Genomic DNA, 26335 nt, shown 5'->3' on the forward strand with positions numbered 1-26335 from the left:
TATTGTTAGCTTAATGGTATGTACGTTCTTAAGAGTTATTCCTAACGACTTTTGTGTAAAATTTTTTTTGTATGAAAATTAAAATGAAGCGAATTTATGAAAAGCCATCCTCAGATGGTTATCGGGTGTTGGTGGACCGACTTTGGCCTCGTGGAATGTCAAAGGAAAATGCTCATATCAATGAATGGAATAAAGATCTTGCGCCTTCTGATAAGCTACGCAAATGGTTTAATCATGATCCTGAACTTTGGGTCAGTTTTTCTCAGAAATACATCACAGAATTACAAAAAAGTGATAGTGTAAAAGAATTTTTAGAACGTAATAGAAAGCATGAAGTTATTACGTTGTTATATGCCGCAAAAGATGAGAAACATTGCCACGCAAAGATTTTGAAAGAATATCTGGAAAAATTGAAAGCAGAAAATAAAATGTAATCTATTTTCAAAGTTTCTCATAAATACCTTAAAATACTAAAAAAAATAATTTCTTAATGCAACGGAAGAAAGTACGAAGACATCATTATTTCAGACTCATTTTAGTTTCAATTTTAATAAGTATCTGTGCTTCTTTTCTCGGGTATTCATTAAAATTCTTTACGGAACATTTTCAAAAATTAATATTTCATTATGCAGAAAAAGAAAATGCTTTATTTTTTGTTTTATTTCCAACAATTGGGATCACAGCAATTTATTTTTTAAGAAAATATCTTTTTTTGAACAGGAAGAATAAAGGGATTACAGAAATTTATAAAACAGTTGACCAACGTAAAGACCATTTGCCACTATTCAAAATTCCATCACATTATTTTAATGGCTTTTTGACCGTCATCTTCGGTGGCTCAACAGGAATTGAGGTTTCTACAGTTGTTGCGACCGCAACGCTTGGAAATGCAGCGTATGAAAAACAATTTTCTGCTAATATATATAAGCTGGAGCTTATTTGTGCAGGTGTTGTGGCGGGCGTGGCTGTTTTATTTGGAAGTCCGATTGCAGGCTGGCTCTTCGCGATGGAAGTGATTGCCAGAAAATTTACTAAGACCCTGTTTATAAGCTGTACCGCATCAGCATTTATTTCTGTGGTGTTTTTATTTTACATAAAAATCAAACCATTACTTCCTTTTGAGATCACAGAATGGAGATGGTCGGCAGTCCCCTTTTTTTTATTGTTGAGCATTTTGGGTAGTGGTTTATCTGTCTATTTTACTATTTCAGTTATTAAAATAAAGGATTTCTTTTCTGGAATATCAAATGACTTTCTAAGAGTAAATTTCGGAAGCTTAATCGTTGGAGGTTTGATATTCTGTTTTCCTTTTCTATATGGGGACAGTTATCATTCACTGTCAGAAATTTTGTATCATCCTCAAAGTTATTCTTTCATATTGATCTTCGTTTTAATTTTTTTAAAACCGTTAGCGGCAGCATTAACACTGGGAGCGGGTGGAGACGGTGGTGTTTTTGCGCCAAGTATTGTCGCGGGTGCTTTCCTAGGGTTTGCTTTTGCTCTTTGCTGTAATACCCTCTTCGGAACTTCTTTGATTTATTTGAATTTTGTTTTAGTGGGCGCAGCTGCCACATTGTCTGCTTCTATCTACGCTCCATTTACTGCTCTTTTTTTAGTCTGCAATTTGGTGCCAAATGGATATGTATTATTCTTCCCAATATTAGTAGGATGTTGGATATCAAAAGGCTTAGCAAAGAAAATTTTCCCTTATAATGTATACACTTATAAAATCAAAAGTTAAGAATACGCTGGGGCGACATATACTTGAAGTAATATAAAATAATAGGTTACGCAATTTTAAATAATAAACAATGCCAAGAAAAGTTGTACAGGGCCCTATCAGGGATAAAGAAAGAACCAAACAAAAATTAATGAACGCAGTTGGTAAAATTTTAAAAACCGAAGGTTATTTAGGATTAAAGGTTAGTAAAATATCAGCTGTTGCCGGTTTTGATAAAAAGTTAATTTATACCTATTTTGGTAGTACGGATAAACTTATTGATGAGTATATCAGATCGCAGGATTATTGGCGTAAAATTGATGAGAAACAAATTGAGGCTAATTTTTCAGCTAGTGGAAAAACACCTGCAGAAATAGCTTTGTTAAGCCAGTTTGAAGGTTTAAAAACTAATAAAGAATTGCAAAAGATCATCATTTGGCAAATTTCGGAAAAACGAAGTGTTCTCAAAAATTTATTTGAGCAGCGTGAAAAAGTTTTTCAAGGTTTGAAAAGTAGCGCTAAGGAATTGGATTTTAGTCAGCAATCTGAAGAGTTTAAAACGACATTAGCAATACTGTTGGCAGGAATTCATTACCTTAATCTCTGTACTGTACATAACAGTACTACTTTTTGTGGAATTAATTTAAAGTCTAAGGAGGGACGGATGAAAATTGAGAAAGCTATTCTTGATATTGCCGATTTTGCGCATCAAAGATAATCATGTTTGAGAGGTTGTAAGTTTCCTTGAACCTTACGGATAGTAACAGAGCGTCAATTGCATCCATGGAAGTTTAATAGTAAAAGATTTTCTTAGCGGGAATTGATATTATATTCATAGAAATTAAAACAATAACTTATGGCTAAATTTATCGTACGTGTAGAATTGATTGATGCGGAAACAGAAACCTATACTGCGTTTCATAAACAAATGTATAAGAAAGGTTTTACAAGATCAATAAGTTTAGAATACACAGAAGCTATATATGTTGCCGGATGCTGAATACTACTATAATGGAGTTATAGATGACATTAATGTCATCAAAACAAATGTTGAATTTGCAGCACTGACAACGAATAAAAAACACAAAATTGTTATAACAAAAGCGGAAGAAATCGAAGCCATTGGTCTAAACCGAGTTATGAAGCTTAATTAGTTTTCTGGATTCAGTTTTACATGAATGGACCTATTTTTGTCAATTATTGTTACTTGTTTATCTATTCTTCAAACTGACAGATAATTGTCTGGGTTTTCCATCTGTAATGATGGTAGGAGAAAGAATATCCTTTGAATACAAATACTATATGCTAGTCTACAAAATTTATCCAAATAGTCTTAATGTAATCATATCATTCTAATTCTTGGCAGCCCAATCTCGTGTTCTTGCGGGTACGGTTGTCTAAATGTAACACTTACATCCTCCCGCAGTCCGCTCTCTATTTCCCTCTCTTTATCCTTATCCATCGAATAACGGGGATCAGGAACTAAGGGCATTTTTGCCATTTTTGTGATGGTCACGGTCGGGAAATGATAATCTACCTCGACCGTACCTAATAGAAGGTAAATACCTCCTTCTTTAAAAGGAAACTTTCTGAGGCTATCGGGAAAATGGGCGGTATCAAAATACTGTCCTTCAGCATCGATCCAGGTTCCGAAGTACATATCATCTTTTTTGCCGGGATGATCTTTCTTTTTGATGGGAACGTGCTTTCTTGAGATCAGATAGGCGAGCATTTTAACCTGTTTTTTGTGGTATTTTAATAGGTCCTTAACCAATACGTGACCTCTGTACTTAGTTTTTAGTAAGTCAAAAATTGAATAAGAAACTGGAAAACCCAATATTTCGATTTCATCAAAAGCATCTTCAAAAGGATTTCTTTCAATAACAGGCAATTCATAATCTTTCTGAGGTTCATCAAACAACGATATAATTTTAGTTTTGTAGTAATTCTTTGATAAAAGAAATCTCGCTTCTATTAATAATTCATGTTTTTGTTTTCCGGTGAACCTGAATGCTCCGACAAAGATCAAAGTCTGTAAAGTTTGTATACCGATATTGACTCTTTTGACAAAATCTTCTAAGGATTTGTAATCTCCATTTTCTTTACGTTCTTCAGGAATAGATAGTTTAACCGAGGCTTCAAGTTTTTCAATATGCATAAAACCCAAATATACGTCAGTACCGTAAACGGTCGTCTGAAATTCGCTGAGGTTGATGCAGGGATTATGAATGGTCGCTCCTGCCATTTTTGCCTCGTGAACATATACTTCCGTTCTGTAAAATCCACCACCGTTATTGATGGCTGAGACCATAAATTCGATAGGGTAGTAGGCTTTGAGATAGAGACTCTGATAACTTTCCACCGCATACGAAGCTGAGTGAGCTTTACAAAAAGAATAGCCTGCAAAGGATTCGATTTGACGATAGACTTCCTGAGATAACTGTTCGGGGTGTCCTTTCTTCTTACAGGATTCAAAAAAATCATCTTTTAATTTCTGTAAGGCTGATAATGAACGTCCCTTGCCGCTCATGGCTCTTCTTAAGACATCACCGTTTTCGGCAGAAACACCACCGAAATGCATGGCAATTTTTATCACATCCTCCTGATACACCATGATTCCATAGGTCTCACCGAGTTCTTTCTCAAAGACTTCGTGGAAGTATTCAAACTGGTTTGGATGATTGTGCCGGAATATATACTCCCGCATCATTCCGCTTTGCGCCACACCGGGGCGAATAATGGATGAGGCGGCTACCAAAACCTTATAATTCTCACACTTCAATCTTCTCAATAAGCCCCGCATTGCAGGAGATTCAATATAGAAACAGCCAATCGTATTTCCGATACTCAGATACTCGTTGCACTTGGTCTCATTTTTTGAGATCCTTGTATCCTCAATGTCGACAGTGATTCCTCTTTTTTCTTCGATCAGTCTGACCGTATCTTTTATGGTTCCCAATCCTCTTTGTGAAAGGATGTCAAATTTTTCAAGACCGATCTCCTCTGCGGTATGCATATCAAACTGTACAATAGGAAATTCCTTTGGGGGGAATTCTAAAGCAGAATAATTGGTGATCGGTTCTTCAGAAATCAGGATTCCACAGGAATGCATACTTCTTTGATTAGGGAAACCTATCAATAAATTTTCATACTTATAGATCTCCTGGACAATGGAGTTCTGATCATGCTGATCTCTCGGTCTTTTAGAAAGCTGATCCAGTTCATCCTTAGGCAGTCCGAATACTTTTCCAAGCTCCCTGAACCTTGACCTGCTTTTAAATTCGACGTTGGTTCCGCAAAAGGCCACATGATCCTTTCCATATTTATTAAATATATATTCCAATATGGTATCCCGGTTCTTCCAACTCCAGTCGATGTCAAAGTCAGGAGGCGTTTTCCGATTGAGATTCAAAAATCTTTCAAAATAAAGATCAAGTTCCAATTTAAAGCCAAACAGCGCTTGATAATAATAAGTTATCAGGCGTTTACTTTTTTAATTCATACATCTCTTCATTCAAAATTTTAAAAAATCGTCAAAAATATCAACACTTCAGTAGTTGATATAATGTGAATGTATCTTCAGTTCTAATTTGATTTAAAAAAAAAATCTTTAATTCTTTCAATATGATGTAAATCATGTTATTTGTAATTATTTGATTATCAAATTAATGATTTGTATTATTTAAAACTTATTGCTTTAGAATAATTTTAAATAAGATGTTTTTATCTTATTTAAGGATGTATTACTGTATCTTTGTTAAAGAAAAAATAAGTCGTCATCGATTATTAATAAGGTTTTACTTAAAATTCTTAGCTATGTTCAGCATTTTTACTAACATCAACAAAAAAGCATTTATCAATGCAATAATAGCAACGTTTGTAGTAATTGCAATTACCATATTAGGTTCGGTCAATTTGCAAAATTTCGATGCTGCGCTAATTATTTATTTCTTCGGAACTATCAGTATGACGTTTGGTGTGGTTTATCACCATTCTGTTTGGAAGCAGCGTCCTGCGACACAGAAATATTGGAAACGTACCTGGGAATTCATTTTTAGCAAAGATTATCCGGTGTATATGAAAGAGGTCATTCGGCTTTCTGTTCGTAATATTTTATTCCAAAAATTTATTGTACCGAGAGGAAGGATGCGCTGGCTTGGACATTTTCTTTTAGCTACCGGATGTTTAATTTCTTTTGGAGTTACTTTCGGGCTTACATTTGGTTGGCTGCACTTTACGCTTAAACCTGGAACTATTGATATCTACGAAACACATATGATGGGAGTAACGGTGATGACTTTTCCATTAGATACCTTTATTGCAGTTTTTTTTTTCCACATTTTGGTCTGGACTGCGATTATGGTTATCGTAGGTTGTTTGATAATGATGCATAGAAGATTTATTGATGAAGGTTTAATAGCAACACAATGGTTTGAAAGAGATTGGCTTCCGTTGATTTTACTCGTTGCAGTTTCAGTTACAGGATTAGGAATTTGGTTTGATTATACTTATCTCGAAGGTAAAATGAGCCAGTTTATGGCAATTATTCACGCAATTACTGTTGCGATGTTTCTGATGTGGATTCCTTTCGGAAAATTCTTTCACATTTTTCAAAGACCTGCACAAGTGGGTGCAAACATCTATAAAATAGAAGGAAGACGTCGCGGAATGCAGATTTGTCCGCATACAGGAGATGAATATACTACTTCAATGCACATAGAAGATTTAAAAGAAATCACCCAAGAAATAGGTTTCAATCTAGAAAATGAAGAAGGAAAAAGTTATCTAGATTACAGCCCCGAAGGAAAAAGAGCAATGCTTGCAAAAGCGCATCTTAAAGCAAGACAAGAATCAGGAACTTATTTTGGTTAAAATAAAATAGAAATGGCAAAATTACCCGTAACAGCCGACGAAATCATTAATGTATTCGGACCCCACAAGCATTACCCAAACAAGGGAACAGTGAGATCAAATCCTCAAAATCCCGATGCTTTGGTGAAAACACACTGCTGTTTTTGTGGTTTACAATGTGGAATTCAATTAAAAGTGAAAGACAAAAAAGTTGTAGGTTTCGAACCATGGAATGATTTCCCTTTTAATGAAGGAAGACTGTGCCCAAAAGGTGTGCAACGATATATGCAGGATAACCATCCGGATCGTTTACTTTCACCATACAAAAGGGTAGAAGGTAAAGGTTTTGTTCCGATTGAGTGGGACGAAGCATATGATGTTGTCATCAAAGAAATCAGAAGAATTCAGGAAAAATATGGTAAAAATTCTTTCGCAATGTTGTCCGGTGTTTCTCTTACGAATGAGAAAAGTTATATGGTCGGGAAATTTGCCAGAGTTGCCCTGAAAACCGCAAATCTCGATTATAACGGTCGTCTTTGTATGGTAAGTGCAGGTGCGGGAAATAAAAAAGCATTCGGGATGGATCGATCATCCAACAGTTGGGCAGACTTGGCGCATGCCGAAGTCATCATCATTACCGGAGCTAATGTGAGCGAATGTTTTCCTGTTTTAACACATAAAATTTGGGAAGCAAGAGACAATGGAGCCAAACTCATTGTCATTGATCCGCGTCAGATCCCAATTGCGAGAACTGCCGATATTCATTTGCCGTTAAGACCGGGAACAGATTCTGCTTTAACGAATACAATGTTGAAAGTTTTAATTGATAACAATTGGCTGGATAACGATTTCATTAATAATTATACTTCAGGATTTGAAGAAACTGCGGAAGCTGTACAAGAGTGTACTTTGGAATGGGGCGAAGAAGTAACCGGAATTCCGAAAGAATTGATTTTTAAAGCGGCAGAAATGTGGGGGAAAGCAAAAACCAGTTTCCTGATGCATGCTCGTGGAATAGAACATCATTCTAAGGGTGTTCAGAATGTTTCAAGCTGTATTAATTTGGTGTTAGCAACCGGAAGAATAGGAAAGCCTTATTGTGGTTACGGAACAATTACCGGACAAGGAAACGGACAAGGTGGACGAGAACACGGACACAAATGCGACCAACTTCCCGGAAACAGAGATATCGAAAATCCTGAACACCGAAAATTTGTGGCCAATGTCTGGGGAATCAAAGAAGAAGATATGCCAGGAAAGGGTTTAAGTGCTTACGAAATTATCGAAGCAATCAACCGAGGCGAAATCAAAGGTTTGTTGTCGATTTGTTTCAATCCCTTAGTTTCATTACCAAATAATAGCAACGTTCGTGCAGCCTTAGAAAAACTGGAATTTTATGCCGGAATTGATTTCTTTTTGTCCGAAACTTTACGTCACGCCAACATTATTCTCGCAGGTTCTTTACAGGAAGAGGAAGAAGGAACTACAACTTCTGCGGAAGGTCGTGTTATCAGAATCAGAGCAGTTGTAGACCCACCCGGAAAAGCAAAACGGGATAGCGAGATCTTAATGGAATTAGCCAGAAGATTAGGTGAAGGCGATAAATTCAATTATAAAAACAGTGAAGAAACTTTTAATGAATTAAGAGTTGCATCCAGAGGAAGCGCCGCAGATTATTACGGCATTACCTACGAAAGAGTAGAAAAAAATCTCGGGATTTTCTGGCCTTGTCCAACCGAAAATCACCCCGGAACACCAAGGCTTTGGGAAGATAAGGTTTTCAATACCAATGATAAAAAGGCACATTTCAACCCGACTCCTTACAAAAAACCAACCGAAGAGCCGGACGAAGAATATCCGATTGTGTTGACAACAGGAAGAGTGGTAAGTCAGTATTTAAGCGGTTCTCAAACAAGAAGAATCGGGAAGTTGGTTGACCTTTATCCTGAACCTTTATTGGAAATTCATCCAAAATTGGCAGCAAAATACGGTATCGAAGAAAATGATTTAATTAAAGTTTCTACAAGACGCGGAAGTGCATTATTTCCTGCAAACGTCGTGGAGACCATTAGACAAGATACTGTTTTCATTCCTTATCATTGGGGTGGTGTAAACTCAGCAAATCAATTAACCATTGATGCTTTAGATCCGGTTTCAAAAATTCCTGAATTTAAAGTTTGCGCTTGTAAAGTTGAAAAAACCGGAAGAAAAAAAGGCGAACATTCAGAAGAGTTTGCCAACCAAAGTAGAGATATTCAATATTAAATTTTAAAAAATTATGGCGGAACAATTTGAAAAATTTAATGACATGGAGTTTTTTGTGGATATGCAACGATGTATCGGCTGTCACTCATGTGAGATGGCGTGTGCAGAATGTGAAACTAACGGAGAAACCTCGATGATTCATATTCATTATGTAGACAGAGCAGAAACAATTCAAACCACGGTTCAGGTCTGTATGCACTGCGAAGATCCTATTTGCGCCAATGTTTGTCCGGCAGACGCAATTACAAAAGACGAGTACGGAATCGTGCACACTGCAGATACTTCAAAATGCATCGGTTGTGCGAATTGCGTGATTGGATGCCCGTTCGGAGTTCCGCAAATTCCTGATGAAAGTGCGATGTTGATGATGAAATGCAATATGTGTTACGACAGAACAAGTGTGGGACTGAAACCAATGTGTGCAACCGTTTGTCCGAGTGGCGCGTTAACTTTCGATACAAGAGATAATGTTGCGAAAAAAAGGCCAAACAGTACTCCGGTCAACCGTTTTATTTTTGGAAAAGAAATAGTGAATACCAAAGTGAATATTATGATGCCAAAAGGCAGCGAAGAATTAAAAGTTTTTTAAACCTACAACAATGTCAGAAGATAATAAAAAAATCCCCGCCTGGAAAGCTGATTTTCCTATAAAAAAACGAGAAGCAGCCTATGTGTCTCGCAAAGAATTTATTAAACTAATCACCTTTTTTTCAGGTACTTTAGCATTGGCGAACGTGGCGGTTCCGGTGTTTAATCATTTTAGAAAAGAAGAAACTATTGGTGAATATTTTGTAGGATTAACCACTGATTTGGAAGTCGGAGGAATGCGAACTTTCTACATCAATGAGAATCATAGGGTTCCCTATATGCTCATTCGTCTCGCAGAAGATAAATGGAAAGTTTTTGAGCAGAAATGTACTCATTTATCGTGTTCTGTTTTGTACAATCATCAAGAAAAAATAATAGAATGTCCTTGTCACCACGGTTTTTTCAATCCAGACGATGGTTCTGTGATTCAAGGTCCGCCGCCAAGACCGCTTCCACAATTAACGGTTGTGATAAAAGAAGATAAAATTTACGTGACAGATTTCGCTAAAGAAACTAAAGAAACTCACGGTCACGGTTAGAACGATAATTATTTGGGCAACTATTCCGTCTTCCGCTCCCAATCTTTTTGCCAAGGCTTTTCCCAACGCAAAAAAAGGATTTCCGCTCAAGCCGGGTTGCAACAATTCACTGTTGAAAATTACAGAGAAATCAAGTAAAAATCGATGTAAACGGACTTTTACCCGTTTTTGAAGACTATAATAAACACTGGTTTTAGACAAAAAATAAGTTTGGCCTAAAGCCCATCGTAATTGAAATAAAATTATTAAAACTGAAAAGAAATGTCTGTACGAAAGAAACCTATAAAAAAAGTAACCTTCCGCGTCAACGAAATGTTGGTTGCCATCATTAGTATTTACATTTTGCTGGTCAGTTTACAGATGTGGCTTTTGTTTGGAACTATCAATAAAGCGTTAGACAAAGAGCATATTGATTTTGCTTGGTATTCGGCAATTGGTTCAGTGGTTATTTTTATGTGTACAATTTTCTTTCTGAGATATGTACCCGATATTCCGACAGGGCAAATCAAAAATTCAAAAACAGAAAACGATGACAAATCCTACTGATTTACTCGATTCTTTCGGGAGAAAACATGATTATCTCCGGCTTTCGATTACTGACAGCTGTAATTTTCGTTGCCTGTATTGTATGCCCGATGAGCCGTTCAAAAGTACGCCTTCAATTGAGTTGATGAATAGTCAGGAAATTTATGAGCTTGCTAGAGTTTTCGTTCAAAAATTCAATATCAATAAAATCAGAATTACGGGTGGCGAACCTTTGGTAAGAAGTGATCTTGAAACAATTATTCGCCAGATGTCTACCTTAAATGCAAGGATTGGAATCACCACAAATGGCGTTTTGCTTCACAAATATTTTGATTTATTTGAAGAATGTGGCGTGAAAAATCTTAACATCAGTATCGATTCTCTCGACCGCGAAAAATTCAAATACATCACGAAAAGAGATTTGTTTCAAACGGTTTGGGACAATATCAAAGAAAGTATTAAAAGAGGATTTAATGTAAAATTGAATGTTGTCATGATGCGAGGTTTCAATGAAGACGAAATTCCAGAATTCATCGCACTTTCGCATCATTATCCGATAGAGTTGAGGTTTATAGAATTTATGCCTTTTACCGGAAATTCCTGGGAGAAAAATAAAGTGATTCCGATTTCGGAAATGCTGAGTTTAGTTTCCAAACACTTCACTTATGAAAAAGTAAAAGACCATAAAAATGATACTTCCAGAAAATATAGGATCAACTCAGAAAGCAAAGGGGTTTTCGGATTGATTTCTACAATGAGCAACTCATTTTGCGCAGGTTGTAACCGAATTCGTATCACATCTGACGGGAAAATGAAAAACTGTCTTTTCGGAGCTGATGAATTTGATTTGCTGAAATCTTTAAGAAATAATGAAGATCTAAAACAACTCATCCAATTCGGAATCCTCAAAAAACACAAGGAAAAGGGTGGACAGTTTTCTAAAATGGAAAATATACAGAACAATGAAATTGTCAATAGAAGTATGATAAAAATAGGAGGTTGATTTTTATTTGGCCACCGATAGGATAAAAAAAACATAACGGCAGGTTTTACTATAAACTAACAAAAAATTTTATTATATGAAACAATTAATGCTATGCGCTCTGGCTATAGCGGGGCTGGCTTATGGCCAAACACCAGCAATTGAGTGGCAGAAATTTTATGGCGGAACGAAAGATGATGACGTAATCAGTATTAGGCAGACTTCGGATGGAGGGTATATATTTATAGGAGATTCTGATTCTAATAACGGTGATTTAACATCCAATAATGGGAAAAAAGATTTTTGGGTTGTAAAGAGCAATCCCTTAGGAGCTATACAGTGGCAAAGATCACTCGGAGGAAGTCAGGACGAAGAAGCACATTCAATCAGACAAACGGCTGATGGAGGATACATTATTGCCGGTGAAACAAATTCAAATGACGGAGATGTCACAGGAAATCACGGAGGGACAGATGCCTGGATTGTAAAGTTGAATCAAAATGGAGATTTGGTCTGGCAAAAAACGTATGGAGGATCCAATAGCGATTCCGCCAATTTTATTGAACCTACTGGAGATGGAGGGTACATTGTTGCAGGGGACTCGAATTCTAACAATGGAGATTTAACTCAAAATAAAGGAAGTTATGATGCATGGGTTTTTAAAATTTCTTCAGACGGAACTTTAGAATGGCAGAAAAATTACGGAGGAACGGCATATGAAGGAGCAGAATATATTCAAAATACTTCAGATGGAGGATATATCGTAGCAGCTACAACTACCTCAAACAATGGTGATTTGACTTCTAATCATGGTGATTTTGATTATTGGTTTATCAAGCTTAATTCAGCTGGAAATATAGAAGGGCAAAAAACTTATGGGGGTACAGGTATGGATCAGCCCTATGCAATACATCAGACATTAGATGGTGGTTATATCGCATCAGGAAGATCAAATACACCGAATAATGGTGATGTTACGGGTAATCACGGACAATTTGATTATTGGATTGTTAAAGTAAGTAATACAGGAGATTTGATCTGGCAAAAATCTTTGGGTGGAACAAATTCCGATTATGGGCGTTTTTCACAACCTACTTTAGATGGAGGATACATCGTTGCAGGTTATTCTAACTCAAATAACGGAAATGTAAGCGGAAATAATGGTGGATTTGATTGTTGGATTGCAAAGCTGAATGAAACAGGAACCATTGAATGGCAAAAATCACTGGGAGGAATGGGTTATGACTGGGGGAGAAGTTTAACGGAAACAGAAGATGGAGGTTTTGTAATTGCTTTAGGTTCAAAGTCGACGAATATTTCCGCAGGAACACACCACGGAAATAACGATGTCCTACTCATCAAATTAGAAAGAAATGGTTCATTGTCAACGTCAGAAACAAGCTTGAAAAAAGATTCAACTGTGGCTCCAAATCCTTCAAACGGTTACTTTACGATTAATCATCTTTTTAATAACAGCAGCTTAGAAGTTTACTCATTAACAGGAAAACTTATACAAAAAGTTAAAAATATATCTGGAAAATCTTATTCAATTGATATTTCTAATCAACCGACCGGAGCATACATTATTAGAATTGATAATTTAATTACACTAAAACTGATTAAAAAATAAAGTTCTTACCGGATAATTAATCTATAAGCCAATACAAACTTCAAAAAGCATAATGCTTTTCAGAAATAAAATCTTTAAACAATTACCAATGAAAAAATTAACAAAGCTAATCGCTGTTGCGATGATTGCAATCACAACACTGCAATGCAAAAAATCTGAAACTGTTGTAACCGAAAATCAACCACGAACCTCACAAAATAGTTCTGAAAAAGAAAATCACAAACACGACGAAAAAGATGACTTAAAATACATTTCAAAAGAAGTAAAAGTGACTGGAGATGTTGTAAATCAATTGACATTAACAGTCGATTCTTTAAAAAAAATGAATGTGAAAGAACTGAATGACATGAAAATCGTTTGTCAATCTGGGATTACGAAAGACGACATTAAAACAACAAAAGGAGTTCTTCTGACAGATATTTTAGAGAAAGCAAAAATCGCACAACAGGAGCATAAAGACCGAAATTTTTACATTGTTGCAAGAGCATCGGATGATTACAAAGCGACATTTTCCTGGGCAGAGTTATTCAATAGTCCGACAGGTGAAAAGGTGTACGTATTATTTGAACAAAACGGTCAGCCTCTTAAAGAAAAAGGAGAAATGATTGTGGTAAGTCTTAACGATACCAAAACCGGCCCACGACACGTAAAGTGGCTGAAAAACATTGAAGTGAACCGAGTGAAATAGGAGAGATTAATAAGAAACAATTTTATACCTTCAATTTTTAAACTTTCAAAAACATCTGCAAAATGAAATATTTCATCCCTGTTTCCGATGCTAAAAGAATAATCGAAACACAAATTTATCGTACAGAGAAAATAACAGTTTCACTATTAGAAGCTCAAGGTTTTTATACCTCAGAACCTATTTTGGCAACTTTAGATGTTCCTTCTTTTGATAACTCTGCGATGGATGGTTACGGATTTCGATTTGAAGATTTAGCAGATTTTTCAGAATTAAAAGTTAAACATATCATTCCTGCCGGAGTATCAAAAAATAGTTTTGAGCTTGCTCGGGGAGAGGCTGTACGTATTTTCACAGGTGCAAAAATTCCTGAAGGTGTTGATACCGTAATTATGCAGGAAAAAACGATAAGGATTGAAGACCAAATTCAATTTAATTGTAATGAAATTTTAAAAGGAGAAAACATCCGTTTGAAAGGTTCTCAAACTCAAGTAGGAACAAAAATAATAGATGAAAATACATTTGTCAATCACGCGGTTATAGGTTTTTTAGCAGGATTTGGAATTGACAGAATTGATGTTTACAGAAAATTAAAAATAGGACTACTCTATACAGGAGATGAATTGGTGGAAATAGGGAAACCTCTTCTGGATGGGGAAATCTACAATTCTAATACGTACACGCTTCAATCAGCTTTGGCTGAAATTAATCATCAGTTGTCATTCATCAATCATGTCGAAGATACGGAAGAAGCTACTTTTTCTGCCATAAAAAATGGTTTTGAAATGGTGGATGTTTTACTAATTACAGGGGGAATTTCTGTAGGAGATTATGATTATGTGAAACCTGCTTTAGAAAAATCAGGCGTTTCAGAATTATTCTATAAAATCAAGCAAAAGCCAGGAAAACCTCTGTATTTCGGTAAGTTAAACAAGAAAATTGTTTTTGCATTGCCCGGTAACCCGGCTTCTGTTTTTTCCTGCTATCATCAATATGTAAAACCCTTTTTACTAGGTTGTTTCGGGCGGAAAGATTTTAATGAAGAACAAGATTTTGCCATTTCAGAATCTTTTGCAAAGAAAAAAAGCAAAGACCAGACGCAGTTTTTGAAAGCCTTCTATTCTAAAGGTCGTGTGCAAATTCTCAACGCACAAGAATCTTATAAAATGGATTCTGTTGCACAGACCAATTGTCTGGTAGAGTTTCCTGAAAATGCAACTGAAATTAATATAGGAGAGAAAGTTACAATATGGAAAGTCTGAAAATCAAAGGCAGAATATGGATTGAAACCGAATCCGGATTAAAGATTGGAATTGGAAGAGCCCGGCTTTTACAGCAAATCAATGATTTGGGTTCTATCACAGAAGCGGCAAAAGTTTTAAAAATTCCTTACCGAAAAGCGTGGGGAATTGTAAAAGATATTAATTCCAATTCTTCCAAAGAAATCGTCATTAAGGAAGTGGGCGGAAAAACAGGTGGGAAAAGTTCACTTACAGATTATGGGAAACTGATAGTGGAAAAGTTCAAAACAGCAGAAGAATGTTTTATCAAATTTTCTCAGGATGAAATCTAAAATCAAAATGAAAGCAGTCATTTTAGCAGGAGGCAAAAGCTCCAGAATGGGACAAGACAAGTCCTCGATGGTGTTGGGTGAAAAATATGTAATACAGCATGTTATTGATAATTTATCTTCTGTTTTTGAAGAGGTTTTTATATCAGGAAATCATACAGATTATCCAAATTCGAAGGGTATTATTACAGATATTACAATACAAAAAGGTCCGATGGGGGGTATTCACTCCGCCTTAGAATTCTGCCGGGAAGATATTTTTGTCTGCAGTTGCGATATGCCCTTCGTTTCTTCAGGTTTAATTCAAGATTTTCTTCAAAAAAAGGTTGAAAATAAAATTAATGTGGTGCGTCATGGCGAAAAAATATATCCGGTTTTGGGTATTTATCCTCTGGCGGTACTCGGTACTCTAGAAGAAACAATTAAAAATGAAAATCTCAGAATGACCAGCTTCCTTCAGCAACAAAACGCTCATTATATTGATTATGATGATGGTTTTGAAACTCAACTTTTAAATATAAATACGCCGGAAAACTTCCGTGCTGCAGAAATTATAATCAATAAAAATTTATAAAAATGAAAAAGAACTATGTAGTGGCAGGAGCAATTCTGCTTTCAGTAAATATGTTAGCACAAGAACAACCAAAGGTAGATTCCTTAAAGAATTATTATGAAATTCAGGAAGTGAATATCTTTGGAAAAGATAAAAATGAAGGTCCTATTCACAAGGTGGATGTACAATTAATTCAGGATTTTAATAAAACGAACGTCGTAGATGCGGTCAATCTTTTGCCCGGAGTTAGCATCACACAAATGGGTGCAAGAAATGAAGGAAGTATTTTAGTAAGAGGGTTCAATTCACTCAGAACACCTGTTTTTTTTGATGGTATTCCTATTTATACACCTTATGACGGTAATTTTGACTTAAGCAGATTTACAACTTTTGATATTCATAGTATTTCTGTAGAAAAAAGTTTGGTTTCAGTACAGTATGGACCCAATACGATGGGTGGAGCAGTGAATATCGTATCCAGAAAACCTGTAAAAGCTTTAGATATCGATGGGCAGTCAGGCGTTGGTTTTGCAGACGGAACGGGAGTGAATTCTTATTTTACGGCACTCAACATCGGAACAAGACAAGATAAATATTATATCATGGGTTCTGCTTCTTTATTGAAAGTTGATAATTATCTGATTTCAAGAAAATTTGACGGAACACCGTTGCAGCCTTCATTAGAAAGAGTGAATTCCGAATCTATGGATGTCAGGCTCAGTGCAAAATTCGGTTATACGCCAAACAAAACGGACGAATATTCATTCAGCATCATTTCCCAAAATGCAGATAAAGACATCGCTCCCAATGCATTGAAAGCAGGAAACAGCAACTGGAGAAATTACCCGACGTACGATAAGAGAAGCATGTATTTGAAAACAAGAACTTTGGTTGCCAATAAAACCTTTTTAAATTTTACCGGATATTATGATACCTATTACAATAAAATGAAGCAATATGATGACGATCAGTATACTTTGCTCAACAAAAATTCTTCATTTTCAAGCGTCTATGACGATTATTCATTAGGTGGAATTTTAAATTTAACGATCGAAGCGATTAAAAATAATGTTATTACACTTTCTGTTAATAATAAGTTTGATTCTCATAAAGAACATAACGAGGAAATTTTAGCCAATACCTCTACCGGACAAAAATTTAAAGAAGGTGAACCTGAGCAAAATTATAGGGATAATACTTTTTATGTTGGTGTGGAGGATGTCGTGACAATTAATTCATTGATAAAAGCCGTAGTGGGAGCTTCTTACAATTCAAGAAATAATATCAAGGCTCAGGAATACGGAACTCACTTTGAAACAGGAGAAAAAAATGTACTGTATGATTTTCCAAAAGGTTCAGATCACGCTTTCGATTACAAAGGAGGAATTATTGTGGAACCTGTAAAGAATCATTTAATCACACTTTCAGCTTCCAAAAGATCAAGATTTGCCTCTCAGAAAGAAAGATATTCAAGCCGATTCGGAAGTCAGGTTCCCAATCCGGATTTGAAATCAGAATACACCTGGGCTTATGATATCACCTATTCTGCAAAGTTGGGAAACAAATTCAACTATGAAGTTTCAGGTTTCATCAATAATGTGAAAGATGCCATTTTTGCCAGAACAGTCGGCGCTTTAGACAACGGAAACCCCGTCAGTCAAAATGTGAATATCGGCAAAGCCGTTTTCCAGGGTTATGAACTGGCGTTCGGATATATGCCGATTAAAAATATGACTTTAGGAGCTAACTACAGCTATATCGATATGAAAGATAAAACGGAAGGTAGTAACGAAAAATTTACCGACGTTCCGAATCATAAATTAATGGCTTATACTAAATTGGAAGTACCAAAATTACGCTCTACACTTAATGTAAATATGGAATTTTATGGAAAAAGATACACAACAAGTACAGGAGATCAGGCACCCGAATTTACGTTGGTTAATGCTAAATTATCGGTAAACATTGTGAAAGGAGTCAACTTTGATTTTGGTATCAGAAATTTATTGGACAGAGATTATTATTTGTCTTATGGCTATCCTAAAGAAGGAAGATCTTTTATAACTGCATTGCGATATCATTTTTAAAATTTAAATTAATGAAACTTAAAATATTTGGAAAACTCACGGATATCTTTACAACGGATGAATATAATTTTTCTTTAGAAAACATAAAATCCATTGCTGAACTGAAATTGATGCTTGAAAAAGAATTCCCCAAACTAAAAGAAACGACTTATTTGGTCGCCGTTAACGGAACTAAAGCAGAAAATACTCAAGCAATCTCTAATGTATCTGAAATAGCTTTATTGCCTCCATATTCAGGTGGTTAAAATTTAAACATAATGAATTTAAATCGATACAACAGGCAGATTATATTACCGGATTTCGGAGTTTCTGCACAGGAAAAAATCGCCCATTCATCTGTATTGGTGGTCGGCGCAGGTGGATTGGGATGCCCGGTTCTCCAGATATTGGTGTCTACGGGCGTTGGGGTAGTAGGTATAGTAGATTTTGATACAATAGAATTAGAAAACCTTCATCGCCAGTCTTTGTACAGAGAGCAAGATGTAGGATTACCCAAAGTTATTACCGCGGTAGAACATCTAAGTAAAATTAATTCTGAAATTGAGATTATTGCATTTCAGGAAATGATAACGGGTAAAAATGTTTTGTCGATGATCCATAATTTTGATGTAGTGGTAGATTGCACAGACAATTTTGCAACAAGATATTTGTTGAATGACGCTTGCTATCTGATGAAAAAACCTTTGGTCTATGCCTCTATTTTTCAGAATGAAGGTCAGGTTTCGGTTTTTAATGTGGAAAAGGAAAATCAAATCACCAATTATCGGGATCTTTTCCCGGTTCCACCCAATCAGAATGAAGTTCCGAACTGTAATGAAGCCGGAGTTTTGCCTGCGCATTCGGCGGTTATCGGTACTTTTCAGGCAAATGAAGTTATCAAATTATTGATTGACTCTCCCGAAACTCTGATTCACCAATTATTGGTTTTCAACACGAAGAATTATGAGTCAATGAAAATCAATTTTAAGGAAAGTACGGAAAAATCAGGACCGAAAACGATTCAAGAATTTCTGAACTTTAATTATAATGAATTTTGTAACAGTTTTGATAATAGCATAAAATCACATCAGGAATTGATATCGTTTTTAAATCAAAACAACAGTATTTTGATAGATGTAAGGGAAAGCGATGAACAACCTAAAATTGCATTAGCAAAGACTTTAGAAATTCCGTTAAGTTCACTGGAACAAAATCTGAACAAACTAAATTGTTACACATCCATCTGTTTTGTCTGTGCTTCAGGAGCTCGAAGCCAAAAAGCATTAAAACTGTTAAAAAGTCACTTTCCTGATAAAGAAATAAAGCATCTTAAATCAGGGATAAAATCAATTCAACAATGAAAAAATTAAAAAATATTTTTATCGAAGGCCCTATAAATCCTGCTTTTGTTGCGGAAAGCATCACTAAGCATACAGTAAAAACTGCTATTGGAGGACATAGTATTTTTCTCGGTCAGATCCGTGAAGATTTAATTGACGATAAAAAAGTAGAAGCAATTGATTTCACCACATATCATGAAATGGCCTTAGAAAAAGCTGGAGAAATTCGCGAAGATATCATTACAAAATATGAATTGACTTGCGCACATATTTACCATTCTCTGGGCAAAATCAAAGTTGGCGAAATATGTCTTTTCGTCTTCACTTCAGCCCCACATCGCAAGGAAGCTATTCTTGCCTGCGATGAAATGGTTGATAGGATCAAGAAAGAAGTTCCTTTATGGGGGAAAGAAATATGGGAAGATAATACTCACACTTGGAAAGAAAATAAATAATTAAAAATAAAATGGTTAATATTACTCACAAAAATAGTACTCTCAGAAAAGCTTTAGCCGAAGCTGTACTGAGCGTTAGTTCACAAGATACAATTGATGCAATAGTTAACAACAAAGTTCCTAAAGGCAATGTTTTTGAAATGTCAAAAACAGCAGGATTATTTGCAGCAAAAAAAACAAGTGACATGATTCCTGATTGTCATCCGCTTCCGATAGAATATACTTCCATACAGTTTGAAATTAGAGATCTTGATATTTATATTACTTCAGAGATTCACACGATTTATAAAACGGGTGTGGAAGTAGAGGCAATGCACTCGGCATCCGTTGTAGCGCTTACAATGTACGATATGCTGAAGCCAATCGATAAAAACATTGAAATCAGAAATATCAGACTCATTGAGAAAAAGGGCGGAAAATCTGATATCAAAGATTCGGGAGAAGGTATCGATGCTTCTGTAATTGTTTGTTCCGACAGTATTTTTGCAGGAAAAAAAGAAGATAAAGCAGGGAAAGCAATTATTTCATCTTTAGAAAAGAATAATGTAAAGACAAATGATTATGTAATTATTCCTGATGAAGTTTTAGAAATTCAAAATAAAATAAAGTCTGATATTGAAAATGGGATTGACCTAATAATGATTACAGGCGGAACCGGACTTTCAAAAAGAGACGTTACACCAGAAGCAGTTCGTCCGCTTTTAGACAGAGAAATTCCCGGAATTGCCGAAGCAATCAGAAGCTACGGGCAATTGCGAACTCCTTATTCTATGCTTTCCAGAAGTCTTGCCGGAATGATTGGCGATACGTTGATTATTGCACTTCCCGGCTCTACAAAAGGTGCGGAAGAATCTATGGATGCCATCTTCCCTGGAATTTTACATATCTATAAAATTTTGAACGGAGGAAAACATTAAAGTAAACTGATATTTATCAGAATAATAAAATACTAAAAAGTCTTTTATTTGGAATTCAAACCTTAAATTTGTCATTATCTAAATAGTAAAAAAGGAAAGTCAAAGGTTTTTCTTTAAAATTAAAAGATAAAAAGATATTAATATTTTATTTAAAATTTAAAAATGGTCAAAGAACAATTTAAAGCAGGTCATCCCGTTCATACCTATTTGGTTGAAGAGGAGTTAATCATCACTCTGTTGGAAGAGTTAATTAATACAAATCCGAACGAAGAGTTTCAGAAATTTTATAACCTTTTCAATCATTTAGCAACTATAGAAAGAAGGTTTGAGCGAAAAGAAAATCAGTTGTTTCCCTTTTTAGAACAAAAGGGCTGGACAGGGCCTTCAAGAAATATGTGGTCTTTTCATGATACGATTCGGGATATTTTCAGAATAATCAGAAAAAATATTGACGATAAAGATTTAGATTCTGCTAAACAAAATATAGAATATGCGGGTCAGAATCTGAAAAACCTGATGGAAGTTGAAAAAAGAGTACTGTTCCCCAATGCGATGGATATTCTCTCAGATGAGGAATGGATAAAAATGCGTGAAGGTGAAAACGAAATAGGCTGGATGCTGAATGAATCACCTGCAAAGTATCCTGATGAAGTACAATATGTTCATCCCTCCGAAGATACCACTTTGAGAACAGAGGTTGTTTTTGATGAAAATGCATCACATTTTGATGAAGGATATATGACGGTAGAGCAGGTAAATCTGTTGTTCAGAACTTTGCCATTAGATCTAACGTATGTAGATGAAAACGATCGTGTAATTTTCTATAACCGTGGAGAAGAGCGTGTTTTTCCCAGAAGTGCTGGTATTATAGGAAGGGAAGTTCGTTTTTGCCATCCTCCGAAAAGTGTTGATACGGTACTGAAAATTTTAGAAGCTTTCAGAAAAGGTGAACAAAATGAAGCTTCGTTTTGGTTTAATTACCGAGATAAACTGATTTATGTTAGATATTTTGCAGTCCGTGATTCGGAAAAAAATTATCGTGGCGTAATTGAGATGTCGCAGGATATTTCTGAGACAAAAAAAATTGAAGGGGAGCGAAGACTTTTGGAATGGGAATGATAATTATCATTTAAAATAAAATACTAAATTGTCTTTTATTTCAAAATAGATTTTTATCTTTGTATTATAAAAATAGCAAATGTTTTCTAAAACCTGTGAATACGCCATTCGAGCTTTGATATTTATCGCACAGAAGTCTAAGGACGGAAGTAGGGTGGGGATTAAAGATATTTCATCAGGGATAGATTCTCCGGAATATTTTATTGCTAAAATATTACAGGATCTCAGCAGAAAGGGCTTTGTACAATCAGCAAAAGGACCCAACGGAGGTTTTTACATGGAAGGAAAAGATCTTGAACAGTCTGTAGCTGATATCGTGAGAGAAATAGATGGAGATAAACTCTTTTCGGGTTGTGGTCTCGGTCTTAAAGAATGTTCGGAAGATCATCCTTGTCCTATTCATAATGATTTTAAGCATATTCGCCAGAAAATAAAAGATATGCTGGAAAATTCTAAAATCGAAATGTTTGTTAAAAATCTAGATTTGAAATTGACTTTTCTAAAAAAATAAACCACTTAAATAATTAAAAAGATAATAATTTTGAATATAAAAACTATCAAATAATAAAATACTTTAAGGTATTTATATATTATTTAAATTTAATTATTTTAAAACATGAGAATCTTTGTAAATCTATACAAAATGAGAAAATCACTCTTAGTAACAGCTGTTTTGTCTGCATTCATTAGTTTGAATTCCTGCAAACAAAACGAATCTGCTTCATCTGAAAACAAGCAAGATGCAGAACAGATCAAAACTGACGGAACTACCGAAGAACACAAGTTTGCAGTAGCACCTAATGTTCCCTTACCCATTGGTAACCGTGCTGCAAAAAAAGTTATCGTCAGACTTGAAACCATTGAAAAAGTGGGCGAACTTGCAGATGGAACGCAATATAATTTTTGGACGTTCAACGGAACAGTTCCCGGAAGTTTCATCAGAGCAAGAGTGGGAGATGACATTGAACTTCATCTTAAAAATAACGAAAATTCAACCTTTCCTCACAATATAGATTTACATGCGGTAAACGGCCCCGGAGGTGGAGCAGAAGCAACTTTTGTTGCGCCAGGAAAAGAAGCCGTGTTTACTTTTAAAGCAACCAATCCGGGGTTATACGTTTACCATTGTGCAACTGCACCTGTAGGAATGCATATTGCCAACGGAATGTATGGTTTGATTTTAATTGAACCGGAAGGTGGACTGCCAAAAGTGGACAAAGAATTCTACATTATGCAGGGTGATTTCTACACCAAAGGTAAATTTGGAGACAAAGGTCTTCAGGAATTTGATATGGATAAAGCTATTGCCGAACATCCTGATTATATTGTATTCAATGGTAATACAGGTGCCCTGTTAGGTGCAAATGAGCTTCAGGCCAAGGTAAGTGAAACCGTAAGATTCTATGTTGGAAATGGTGGACCAAATATGACATCATCATTCCATGTTATTGGTGAAATTTTCGATAAAGTATACATAGAAGGTGGAAGTAAAATTAATGAGAATGTACAAACAACGGTAATTCCTCCGGGCGGAGCTTCAATCGTAGAGTTTAAAGCGACAGTTCCCGGCGAGTATGTGATTGTGGATCATGCGATTTTCAGAGCCTTTAATAAAGGTGCTTTAGGTAAAATTAAAATCACCGGAGCTGAAAATCCTGCGGTTTACAAAAAAAACTAAAATTACTTAAGGTTACATTGAGGATCTAAAATATAGAAATAATGAGAATTGTGGTGAGTATGTTTTTTGCAATTGCCGTAACCCTGTTTTCTTGTTCCAGACATTCTAATATGCATGAAAAATCTCCGGATGTTCATAGCCATTTAAAATATGTCTCCAACTCAAAAAAAATGGTAAGAATTGACGGAGGTGTCTATGAAGCTTTTATAGGTAAAGATTCAGGAAGAACTGTAAAAGTAGAAACCTTTTATCTGGACGACAGCCCGGTTACCAATGCAGACTATCTCAGATTTCTTAAAGCAAATCCTCAATGGACCAAAAGTAAAGTAAAACGTCTTTATGCAGACAGCTCATATCTTCAACATTGGAAAAGTGATTACGAAATACCCGAAAATCTAAGTCCGGATGCACCAGTTACAAATGTTTCCTGGTACGCAGCTAAAGAGTATGCAAGAAGTGTTGGTAAAAGATTACCTACAATTGACGAATGGGAATTTACAGCATTGGCAGATCGTAATTCAAAAAATGCTTCTAAGAAACCTGAGTTTACGGACTATATTTTAAAATCATATCAGAAAAAGGATAAAAATAAGCAAGTTATCAAAAAAGATTTACCTAATTATTATGGTGTTTATGATATGTATGGAATGGTTTGGGAATGGACATTTGATTTTAATTCTGTAATGATGAGCGGAGAATCCCGCAAGGATAATACGACAAACGAATCTCTTTTCTGTGCAGGTGCTGCCATCACTTCTAGTGATCTTAGAAATTATGCCGGATTCGTGAGATATGCACTCAGAGGGAGCCTTAAAGCTGATTATTGTCTTAATAACTTAGGATTCAGATGTGCAAAAAATTTAAATAAATAAAAAATGAAACGGTTACTATATCTTTTGTTTGCATTTTCAATTTTGTCGTGCAGCAAAAAAGAAGAGATTATAAGTCCCGACTCGATTTACAACGTGGGGTCAGTATGGGAAAAACAGGATGGAAGTAAAATTTCCTTTATAGATCTTAAAGGGAAAGTAATTGTAACGACAATGATTTTTACCTCATGTAAAACTGCTTGTCCGAGGCTGACTGCGGAAATGAAAAAAATAGCAAAAGAAGTTGGAAAAGTAGATCCTGATAATATCGAATATTTATTGATTTCTATTGACCCTAAAACAGATACTCCTGAAGTTATGAAGGCTTATCTAAAAACCCATCAGCTTGATGAAAAAGAATGGATGTTTATCCGCAGCAACGAAAACGATACAAGGGAAATTGCCAATATTATGGCCGTGAAGTATAAAGAGATTTCTCCTATTGAATTTTCGCACTCCAATATTATTAGTGTGTATTCAAAAAAAGGTACACTGGCTTACCAGAAAGAAGGCCTTGATAACAATATTCAACGCACTGCAAAAGAAATTAAAAAGCAACTAGAGTTATAAATTATAAAAAAATTGAAAAATGAAAAAGGTAGTATTAGGTGCAGTTTTATCAGCACTCACAATGATCTCATGCTCAGATAAAAAGCCAACAGAAACAGCGGTAGAATCTAATGTAATGCTTGAAGAGCCTAAGACAATAGATTCTGCAGCAATGGCATCTAAATCTGAAACATTAACACCCGAAGCCGAAGGAAAAGAGTTGTTAGAAGGAATGGATTGTCTGTCATGTCATAAAGTAGACGCTAAATTGGTTGGTCCATCATATCAGGATGTTGCAGCAAAATATACAGAAGCTGATATTGATATGCTTGCGCAGAAAATCATTGATGGCGGAAAAGGAAACTGGGGAGATATCCCAATGACACCTCACTCAGGAATGAGTAAAGAAAATGCTCAGAAGATGGTAAAATATATTCTTTCTTTAAAAAAATAGATAAATATTTATATAATATTTGGAAGTTAAAACAGCTGAACCTGTTTTGATCTCACTTTTCTCTCTGGCATTACGAATCCATGTTTTTTACTTGCTGAATTTTTAATTATCGTAATGCCATGAAAGAGAGTGGCTTTTGAAATAATTGAGTTACAGTTTTTATTTTAAAAATCTGTAATTGAAACAAAGCAATAGTGCAAAACAAAAAAATTTTAAAATAATAAAAGATAAAAAAGTATTAAATTATGAATACACAGACAGACTTTATAGGAGACATTGTAGCAGAAGATTTTAGAACTGCTGCGATATTCAAAAAATATGGCATCGATTTTTGTTGTAAAGGAGGTAGAACGATAGAAGAAGCGTGTGGTCCGAGAAATTTAGATAGTGATCAAATTTATTCAGACATAGAAAATCTTCCGAAGACTGATGGTAATTCTATTGATTTCAACAGTTGGCCATTAGATCTTTTAGCAGATTACGTAGAAAAAACGCATCACCGCTATGTGGAAGAAAAAACACCTGTTTTGCAACAATTTTTGGATAAGTTATGTAAAGTTCATGGTGCCCTGCATCCTGAGTTATTCGAGATCAGGGATCTGTTTTTTGCATCTGCACAGGATTTGGCTTCACACATGAAAAAAGAAGAGTTAATGCTTTTCCCATTTATTAAAAATATGGTTAGAGCGCAAATAGAAGGAATGGCAATTCCGCAACCTCCATTTGGATCGGTAGAAAACCCTGTAAATATGATGAAGCACGAGCATACTGTTGAAGGAGAGCGATTAAGAAAAATTGCAGAACTTACAGATGAATATACACCTCCTGCAGATGCTTGTAATACCTATAAAGTAACATTTGCAATGCTTCAGGATTTTGAAAATGATCTTCATAAACATATTCATTTAGAAAATAATATTCTCTTTCCAAAAGCGATTCAATTAGAAAAAGAATTTTCAGTAGAACACTAAATTGAGAAG

Annotated in this window: 27 protein-coding genes and 1 pseudogene; 27 read left to right on the forward strand and 1 reads right to left on the reverse strand. The window is 35.4% G+C overall.

The window, feature by feature from the left end; genetic code table 11:
• Positions 1 to 83: 83 nt before the first annotated feature.
• From B5X64_RS14945 to B5X64_RS22840, 4 genes are all read left to right on the forward strand, one after another.
• Complete coding sequence (locus B5X64_RS14945; RefSeq protein ID WP_249414639.1) at positions 84 to 434, forward strand: DUF488 domain-containing protein; 351 nt, start codon at positions 84 to 86, stop codon at positions 432 to 434.
• Between the two features lie 56 nt (positions 435 to 490).
• On the forward strand, positions 491 to 1741 hold the full coding sequence (locus B5X64_RS14950) for a chloride channel protein (RefSeq protein WP_079466014.1): 1251 nt from the start codon (positions 491 to 493) through the stop codon (positions 1739 to 1741).
• Between the two features lie 70 nt (positions 1742 to 1811).
• A complete protein-coding gene (locus B5X64_RS14955; protein ID WP_072408653.1) occupies positions 1812 to 2438 on the forward strand; it encodes a TetR/AcrR family transcriptional regulator in 627 nt (208 codons plus the stop codon).
• A 138-nt stretch (positions 2439 to 2576) separates the two neighbouring features.
• Complete coding sequence (locus B5X64_RS22840; RefSeq protein WP_164463424.1) at positions 2577 to 2720, forward strand: hypothetical protein; 144 nt, start codon at positions 2577 to 2579, stop codon at positions 2718 to 2720.
• Positions 2721 to 3062: 342 nt separating this feature from the next.
• On the opposite strand, the pseudogene B5X64_RS14960 reads toward B5X64_RS22840, so the two are convergent.
• A pseudogene (locus B5X64_RS14960) lies at positions 3063 to 5162 on the reverse strand (helix-hairpin-helix domain-containing protein); the annotation flags it as partial.
• Positions 5163 to 5536: 374 nt separating this feature from the next.
• Here B5X64_RS14960 and B5X64_RS14965 point away from each other — a divergent pair.
• The 23 genes from B5X64_RS14965 to ric all read left to right on the forward strand — a co-directional run bounded on the left by B5X64_RS14965 (position 5537) and on the right by ric (position 26326).
• Complete coding sequence (locus tag B5X64_RS14965; RefSeq protein ID WP_072408784.1) at positions 5537 to 6592, forward strand: MFS transporter; 1056 nt, start codon at positions 5537 to 5539, stop codon at positions 6590 to 6592.
• A gap of 12 nt (positions 6593 to 6604) precedes the next feature.
• Complete coding sequence (locus B5X64_RS14970; RefSeq protein WP_072408786.1) at positions 6605 to 8836, forward strand: molybdopterin oxidoreductase family protein; 2232 nt, start codon at positions 6605 to 6607, stop codon at positions 8834 to 8836.
• Positions 8837 to 8849: 13 nt separating this feature from the next.
• The gene (locus tag B5X64_RS14975) at positions 8850 to 9425 is read left to right on the forward strand and encodes a 4Fe-4S dicluster domain-containing protein (RefSeq protein ID WP_072408788.1); all 576 of its coding nucleotides are present in this window, start codon (positions 8850 to 8852) and stop codon (positions 9423 to 9425) included.
• Positions 9426 to 9435: 10 nt separating this feature from the next.
• Positions 9436 to 9963 carry a QcrA and Rieske domain-containing protein gene (locus B5X64_RS14980; RefSeq protein ID WP_072408790.1) on the forward strand — a complete coding sequence of 176 codons (528 nt, stop codon included), beginning with the start codon at positions 9436 to 9438 and terminating at the stop codon, positions 9961 to 9963.
• Between the two features lie 261 nt (positions 9964 to 10224).
• On the forward strand, positions 10225 to 10509 hold the full coding sequence (locus B5X64_RS14985; protein ID WP_072408792.1) for a DUF6755 family protein: 285 nt from the start codon (positions 10225 to 10227) through the stop codon (positions 10507 to 10509).
• Complete coding sequence (gene moaA / locus B5X64_RS14990) at positions 10493 to 11491, forward strand: GTP 3',8-cyclase MoaA (protein ID WP_072408794.1); 999 nt, start codon at positions 10493 to 10495, stop codon at positions 11489 to 11491. The genes B5X64_RS14985 and moaA overlap by 17 nt, the downstream gene beginning before the upstream one ends.
• A 76-nt stretch (positions 11492 to 11567) precedes the next feature.
• Entirely contained in the window at positions 11568 to 13100 is a 1533-nt protein-coding gene (locus B5X64_RS14995) for a T9SS type A sorting domain-containing protein (RefSeq protein WP_079466015.1), read from the forward strand.
• An 88-nt stretch (positions 13101 to 13188) separates the two neighbouring features.
• A complete protein-coding gene (locus tag B5X64_RS15000) occupies positions 13189 to 13788 on the forward strand; it encodes a molybdopterin-dependent oxidoreductase (protein ID WP_072408916.1) in 600 nt (199 codons plus the stop codon).
• 62 nt (positions 13789 to 13850) lie between these two features.
• Positions 13851 to 15047, forward strand: a complete 1197-nt coding sequence (locus B5X64_RS15005) for a molybdopterin molybdotransferase MoeA (protein ID WP_079466016.1) — start codon at positions 13851 to 13853, stop codon at positions 15045 to 15047.
• Positions 15035 to 15358, forward strand: coding sequence for a winged helix-turn-helix domain-containing protein (locus B5X64_RS15010; RefSeq protein WP_072408800.1), 324 nt, complete (start codon positions 15035 to 15037; stop codon positions 15356 to 15358). Before B5X64_RS15005 ends, B5X64_RS15010 begins: the two co-directional genes overlap by 13 nt.
• Before the next feature lie 7 nt (positions 15359 to 15365).
• Positions 15366 to 15929: a molybdenum cofactor guanylyltransferase gene (mobA, locus tag B5X64_RS15015; protein WP_164463423.1), complete on the forward strand. Its 564-nt coding sequence runs from the start codon at positions 15366 to 15368 to the stop codon at positions 15927 to 15929.
• A 2-nt stretch (positions 15930 to 15931) separates the two neighbouring features.
• Positions 15932 to 17995 (forward strand): TonB-dependent receptor plug domain-containing protein, encoded by a 2064-nt coding sequence (locus tag B5X64_RS15020; RefSeq protein WP_079466018.1) that lies wholly within the window; start codon positions 15932 to 15934, stop codon positions 17993 to 17995.
• Positions 17996 to 18006: 11 nt separating this feature from the next.
• A complete protein-coding gene (locus tag B5X64_RS15025) occupies positions 18007 to 18240 on the forward strand; it encodes a MoaD/ThiS family protein (protein ID WP_072408803.1) in 234 nt (77 codons plus the stop codon).
• Between the two features lie 12 nt (positions 18241 to 18252).
• Positions 18253 to 19335: a ThiF family adenylyltransferase gene (locus B5X64_RS15030; protein ID WP_072408805.1), complete on the forward strand. Its 1083-nt coding sequence runs from the start codon at positions 18253 to 18255 to the stop codon at positions 19333 to 19335.
• Positions 19332 to 19769: a molybdenum cofactor biosynthesis protein MoaE gene (locus B5X64_RS15035; protein ID WP_079466019.1), complete on the forward strand. Its 438-nt coding sequence runs from the start codon at positions 19332 to 19334 to the stop codon at positions 19767 to 19769. Before B5X64_RS15030 ends, B5X64_RS15035 begins: the two co-directional genes overlap by 4 nt.
• Positions 19770 to 19780: 11 nt before the next feature.
• The gene (gene moaCB, locus B5X64_RS15040; protein ID WP_072408809.1) at positions 19781 to 20686 is read left to right on the forward strand and encodes a bifunctional molybdenum cofactor biosynthesis protein MoaC/MoaB; all 906 of its coding nucleotides are present in this window, start codon (positions 19781 to 19783) and stop codon (positions 20684 to 20686) included.
• 162 nt (positions 20687 to 20848) lie between these two features.
• Positions 20849 to 21805 carry a DUF438 domain-containing protein gene (locus tag B5X64_RS15045; protein WP_079466020.1) on the forward strand — a complete coding sequence of 319 codons (957 nt, stop codon included), beginning with the start codon at positions 20849 to 20851 and terminating at the stop codon, positions 21803 to 21805.
• 79 nt (positions 21806 to 21884) lie between these two features.
• The gene (locus B5X64_RS15050; RefSeq protein ID WP_072408812.1) at positions 21885 to 22316 is read left to right on the forward strand and encodes an RrF2 family transcriptional regulator; all 432 of its coding nucleotides are present in this window, start codon (positions 21885 to 21887) and stop codon (positions 22314 to 22316) included.
• Positions 22317 to 22448: 132 nt separating this feature from the next.
• Positions 22449 to 23483 carry a copper-containing nitrite reductase gene (gene nirK, locus B5X64_RS15055; protein ID WP_079466021.1) on the forward strand — a complete coding sequence of 345 codons (1035 nt, stop codon included), beginning with the start codon at positions 22449 to 22451 and terminating at the stop codon, positions 23481 to 23483.
• Positions 23484 to 23524: 41 nt separating this feature from the next.
• The gene (locus tag B5X64_RS15060; protein ID WP_079466022.1) at positions 23525 to 24355 is read left to right on the forward strand and encodes a formylglycine-generating enzyme family protein; all 831 of its coding nucleotides are present in this window, start codon (positions 23525 to 23527) and stop codon (positions 24353 to 24355) included.
• Positions 24356 to 24358: 3 nt separating this feature from the next.
• The gene (locus B5X64_RS15065) at positions 24359 to 24922 is read left to right on the forward strand and encodes an SCO family protein (RefSeq protein ID WP_072408818.1); all 564 of its coding nucleotides are present in this window, start codon (positions 24359 to 24361) and stop codon (positions 24920 to 24922) included.
• A gap of 19 nt (positions 24923 to 24941) precedes the next feature.
• On the forward strand, positions 24942 to 25355 hold the full coding sequence (locus B5X64_RS15070; protein ID WP_072408819.1) for a c-type cytochrome: 414 nt from the start codon (positions 24942 to 24944) through the stop codon (positions 25353 to 25355).
• A 245-nt stretch (positions 25356 to 25600) separates the two neighbouring features.
• Positions 25601 to 26326: an iron-sulfur cluster repair di-iron protein gene (gene ric / locus B5X64_RS15075; RefSeq protein ID WP_072408821.1), complete on the forward strand. Its 726-nt coding sequence runs from the start codon at positions 25601 to 25603 to the stop codon at positions 26324 to 26326.
• Positions 26327 to 26335: the final 9 nt, after the last annotated feature.

The organism is Chryseobacterium balustinum (assembly GCF_900168205.1).
Lineage (GTDB): Bacteria > Bacteroidota > Bacteroidia > Flavobacteriales > Weeksellaceae > Chryseobacterium > Chryseobacterium balustinum.

Excerpts from the sequence above, each read along its gene's own strand:
- B5X64_RS22840 (WP_164463424.1), top strand. The coding sequence starts at position 2,577 with ATGGCTAAATTTATCGTACGTGTAGAATTGATTGATGCGGAAACAGAA.
- ric (WP_072408821.1), top strand. The coding sequence starts at position 25,601 with ATGAATACACAGACAGACTTTATAGGAGACATTGTAGCAGAAGATTTT.
- B5X64_RS15065 (WP_072408818.1), top strand. The coding sequence starts at position 24,359 with ATGAAACGGTTACTATATCTTTTGTTTGCATTTTCAATTTTGTCGTGC.
- B5X64_RS15030 (WP_072408805.1), top strand. The coding sequence starts at position 18,253 with ATGAATTTAAATCGATACAACAGGCAGATTATATTACCGGATTTCGGA.
- B5X64_RS14980 (WP_072408790.1), top strand. The coding sequence starts at position 9,436 with ATGTCAGAAGATAATAAAAAAATCCCCGCCTGGAAAGCTGATTTTCCT.
- B5X64_RS15005 (WP_079466016.1), top strand. The coding sequence starts at position 13,851 with ATGAAATATTTCATCCCTGTTTCCGATGCTAAAAGAATAATCGAAACA.
- mobA (WP_164463423.1), top strand. The coding sequence starts at position 15,366 with ATGAAAGCAGTCATTTTAGCAGGAGGCAAAAGCTCCAGAATGGGACAA.
- B5X64_RS15045 (WP_079466020.1), top strand. The coding sequence starts at position 20,849 with ATGGTCAAAGAACAATTTAAAGCAGGTCATCCCGTTCATACCTATTTG.
- nirK (WP_079466021.1), top strand. The coding sequence starts at position 22,449 with ATGAGAAAATCACTCTTAGTAACAGCTGTTTTGTCTGCATTCATTAGT.
- B5X64_RS15060 (WP_079466022.1), top strand. The coding sequence starts at position 23,525 with ATGAGAATTGTGGTGAGTATGTTTTTTGCAATTGCCGTAACCCTGTTT.
- moaCB (WP_072408809.1), top strand. The coding sequence starts at position 19,781 with ATGGTTAATATTACTCACAAAAATAGTACTCTCAGAAAAGCTTTAGCC.
- B5X64_RS15025 (WP_072408803.1), top strand. The coding sequence starts at position 18,007 with ATGAAACTTAAAATATTTGGAAAACTCACGGATATCTTTACAACGGAT.
- B5X64_RS14975 (WP_072408788.1), top strand. The coding sequence starts at position 8,850 with ATGGCGGAACAATTTGAAAAATTTAATGACATGGAGTTTTTTGTGGAT.
- B5X64_RS15020 (WP_079466018.1), top strand. The coding sequence starts at position 15,932 with ATGAAAAAGAACTATGTAGTGGCAGGAGCAATTCTGCTTTCAGTAAAT.
- B5X64_RS15050 (WP_072408812.1), top strand. The coding sequence starts at position 21,885 with ATGTTTTCTAAAACCTGTGAATACGCCATTCGAGCTTTGATATTTATC.
- B5X64_RS14955 (WP_072408653.1), top strand. The coding sequence starts at position 1,812 with ATGCCAAGAAAAGTTGTACAGGGCCCTATCAGGGATAAAGAAAGAACC.
- B5X64_RS14995 (WP_079466015.1), top strand. The coding sequence starts at position 11,568 with ATGAAACAATTAATGCTATGCGCTCTGGCTATAGCGGGGCTGGCTTAT.
- B5X64_RS14970 (WP_072408786.1), top strand. The coding sequence starts at position 6,605 with ATGGCAAAATTACCCGTAACAGCCGACGAAATCATTAATGTATTCGGA.
- B5X64_RS14950 (WP_079466014.1), top strand. The coding sequence starts at position 491 with ATGCAACGGAAGAAAGTACGAAGACATCATTATTTCAGACTCATTTTA.
- B5X64_RS14965 (WP_072408784.1), top strand. The coding sequence starts at position 5,537 with ATGTTCAGCATTTTTACTAACATCAACAAAAAAGCATTTATCAATGCA.
- B5X64_RS15070 (WP_072408819.1), top strand. The coding sequence starts at position 24,942 with ATGAAAAAGGTAGTATTAGGTGCAGTTTTATCAGCACTCACAATGATC.
- moaA (WP_072408794.1), top strand. The coding sequence starts at position 10,493 with ATGACAAATCCTACTGATTTACTCGATTCTTTCGGGAGAAAACATGAT.
- B5X64_RS14985 (WP_072408792.1), top strand. The coding sequence starts at position 10,225 with ATGTCTGTACGAAAGAAACCTATAAAAAAAGTAACCTTCCGCGTCAAC.
- B5X64_RS15035 (WP_079466019.1), top strand. The coding sequence starts at position 19,332 with ATGAAAAAATTAAAAAATATTTTTATCGAAGGCCCTATAAATCCTGCT.
- B5X64_RS14945 (WP_249414639.1), top strand. The coding sequence starts at position 84 with ATGAAGCGAATTTATGAAAAGCCATCCTCAGATGGTTATCGGGTGTTG.
- B5X64_RS15010 (WP_072408800.1), top strand. The coding sequence starts at position 15,035 with ATGGAAAGTCTGAAAATCAAAGGCAGAATATGGATTGAAACCGAATCC.
- B5X64_RS15000 (WP_072408916.1), top strand. The coding sequence starts at position 13,189 with ATGAAAAAATTAACAAAGCTAATCGCTGTTGCGATGATTGCAATCACA.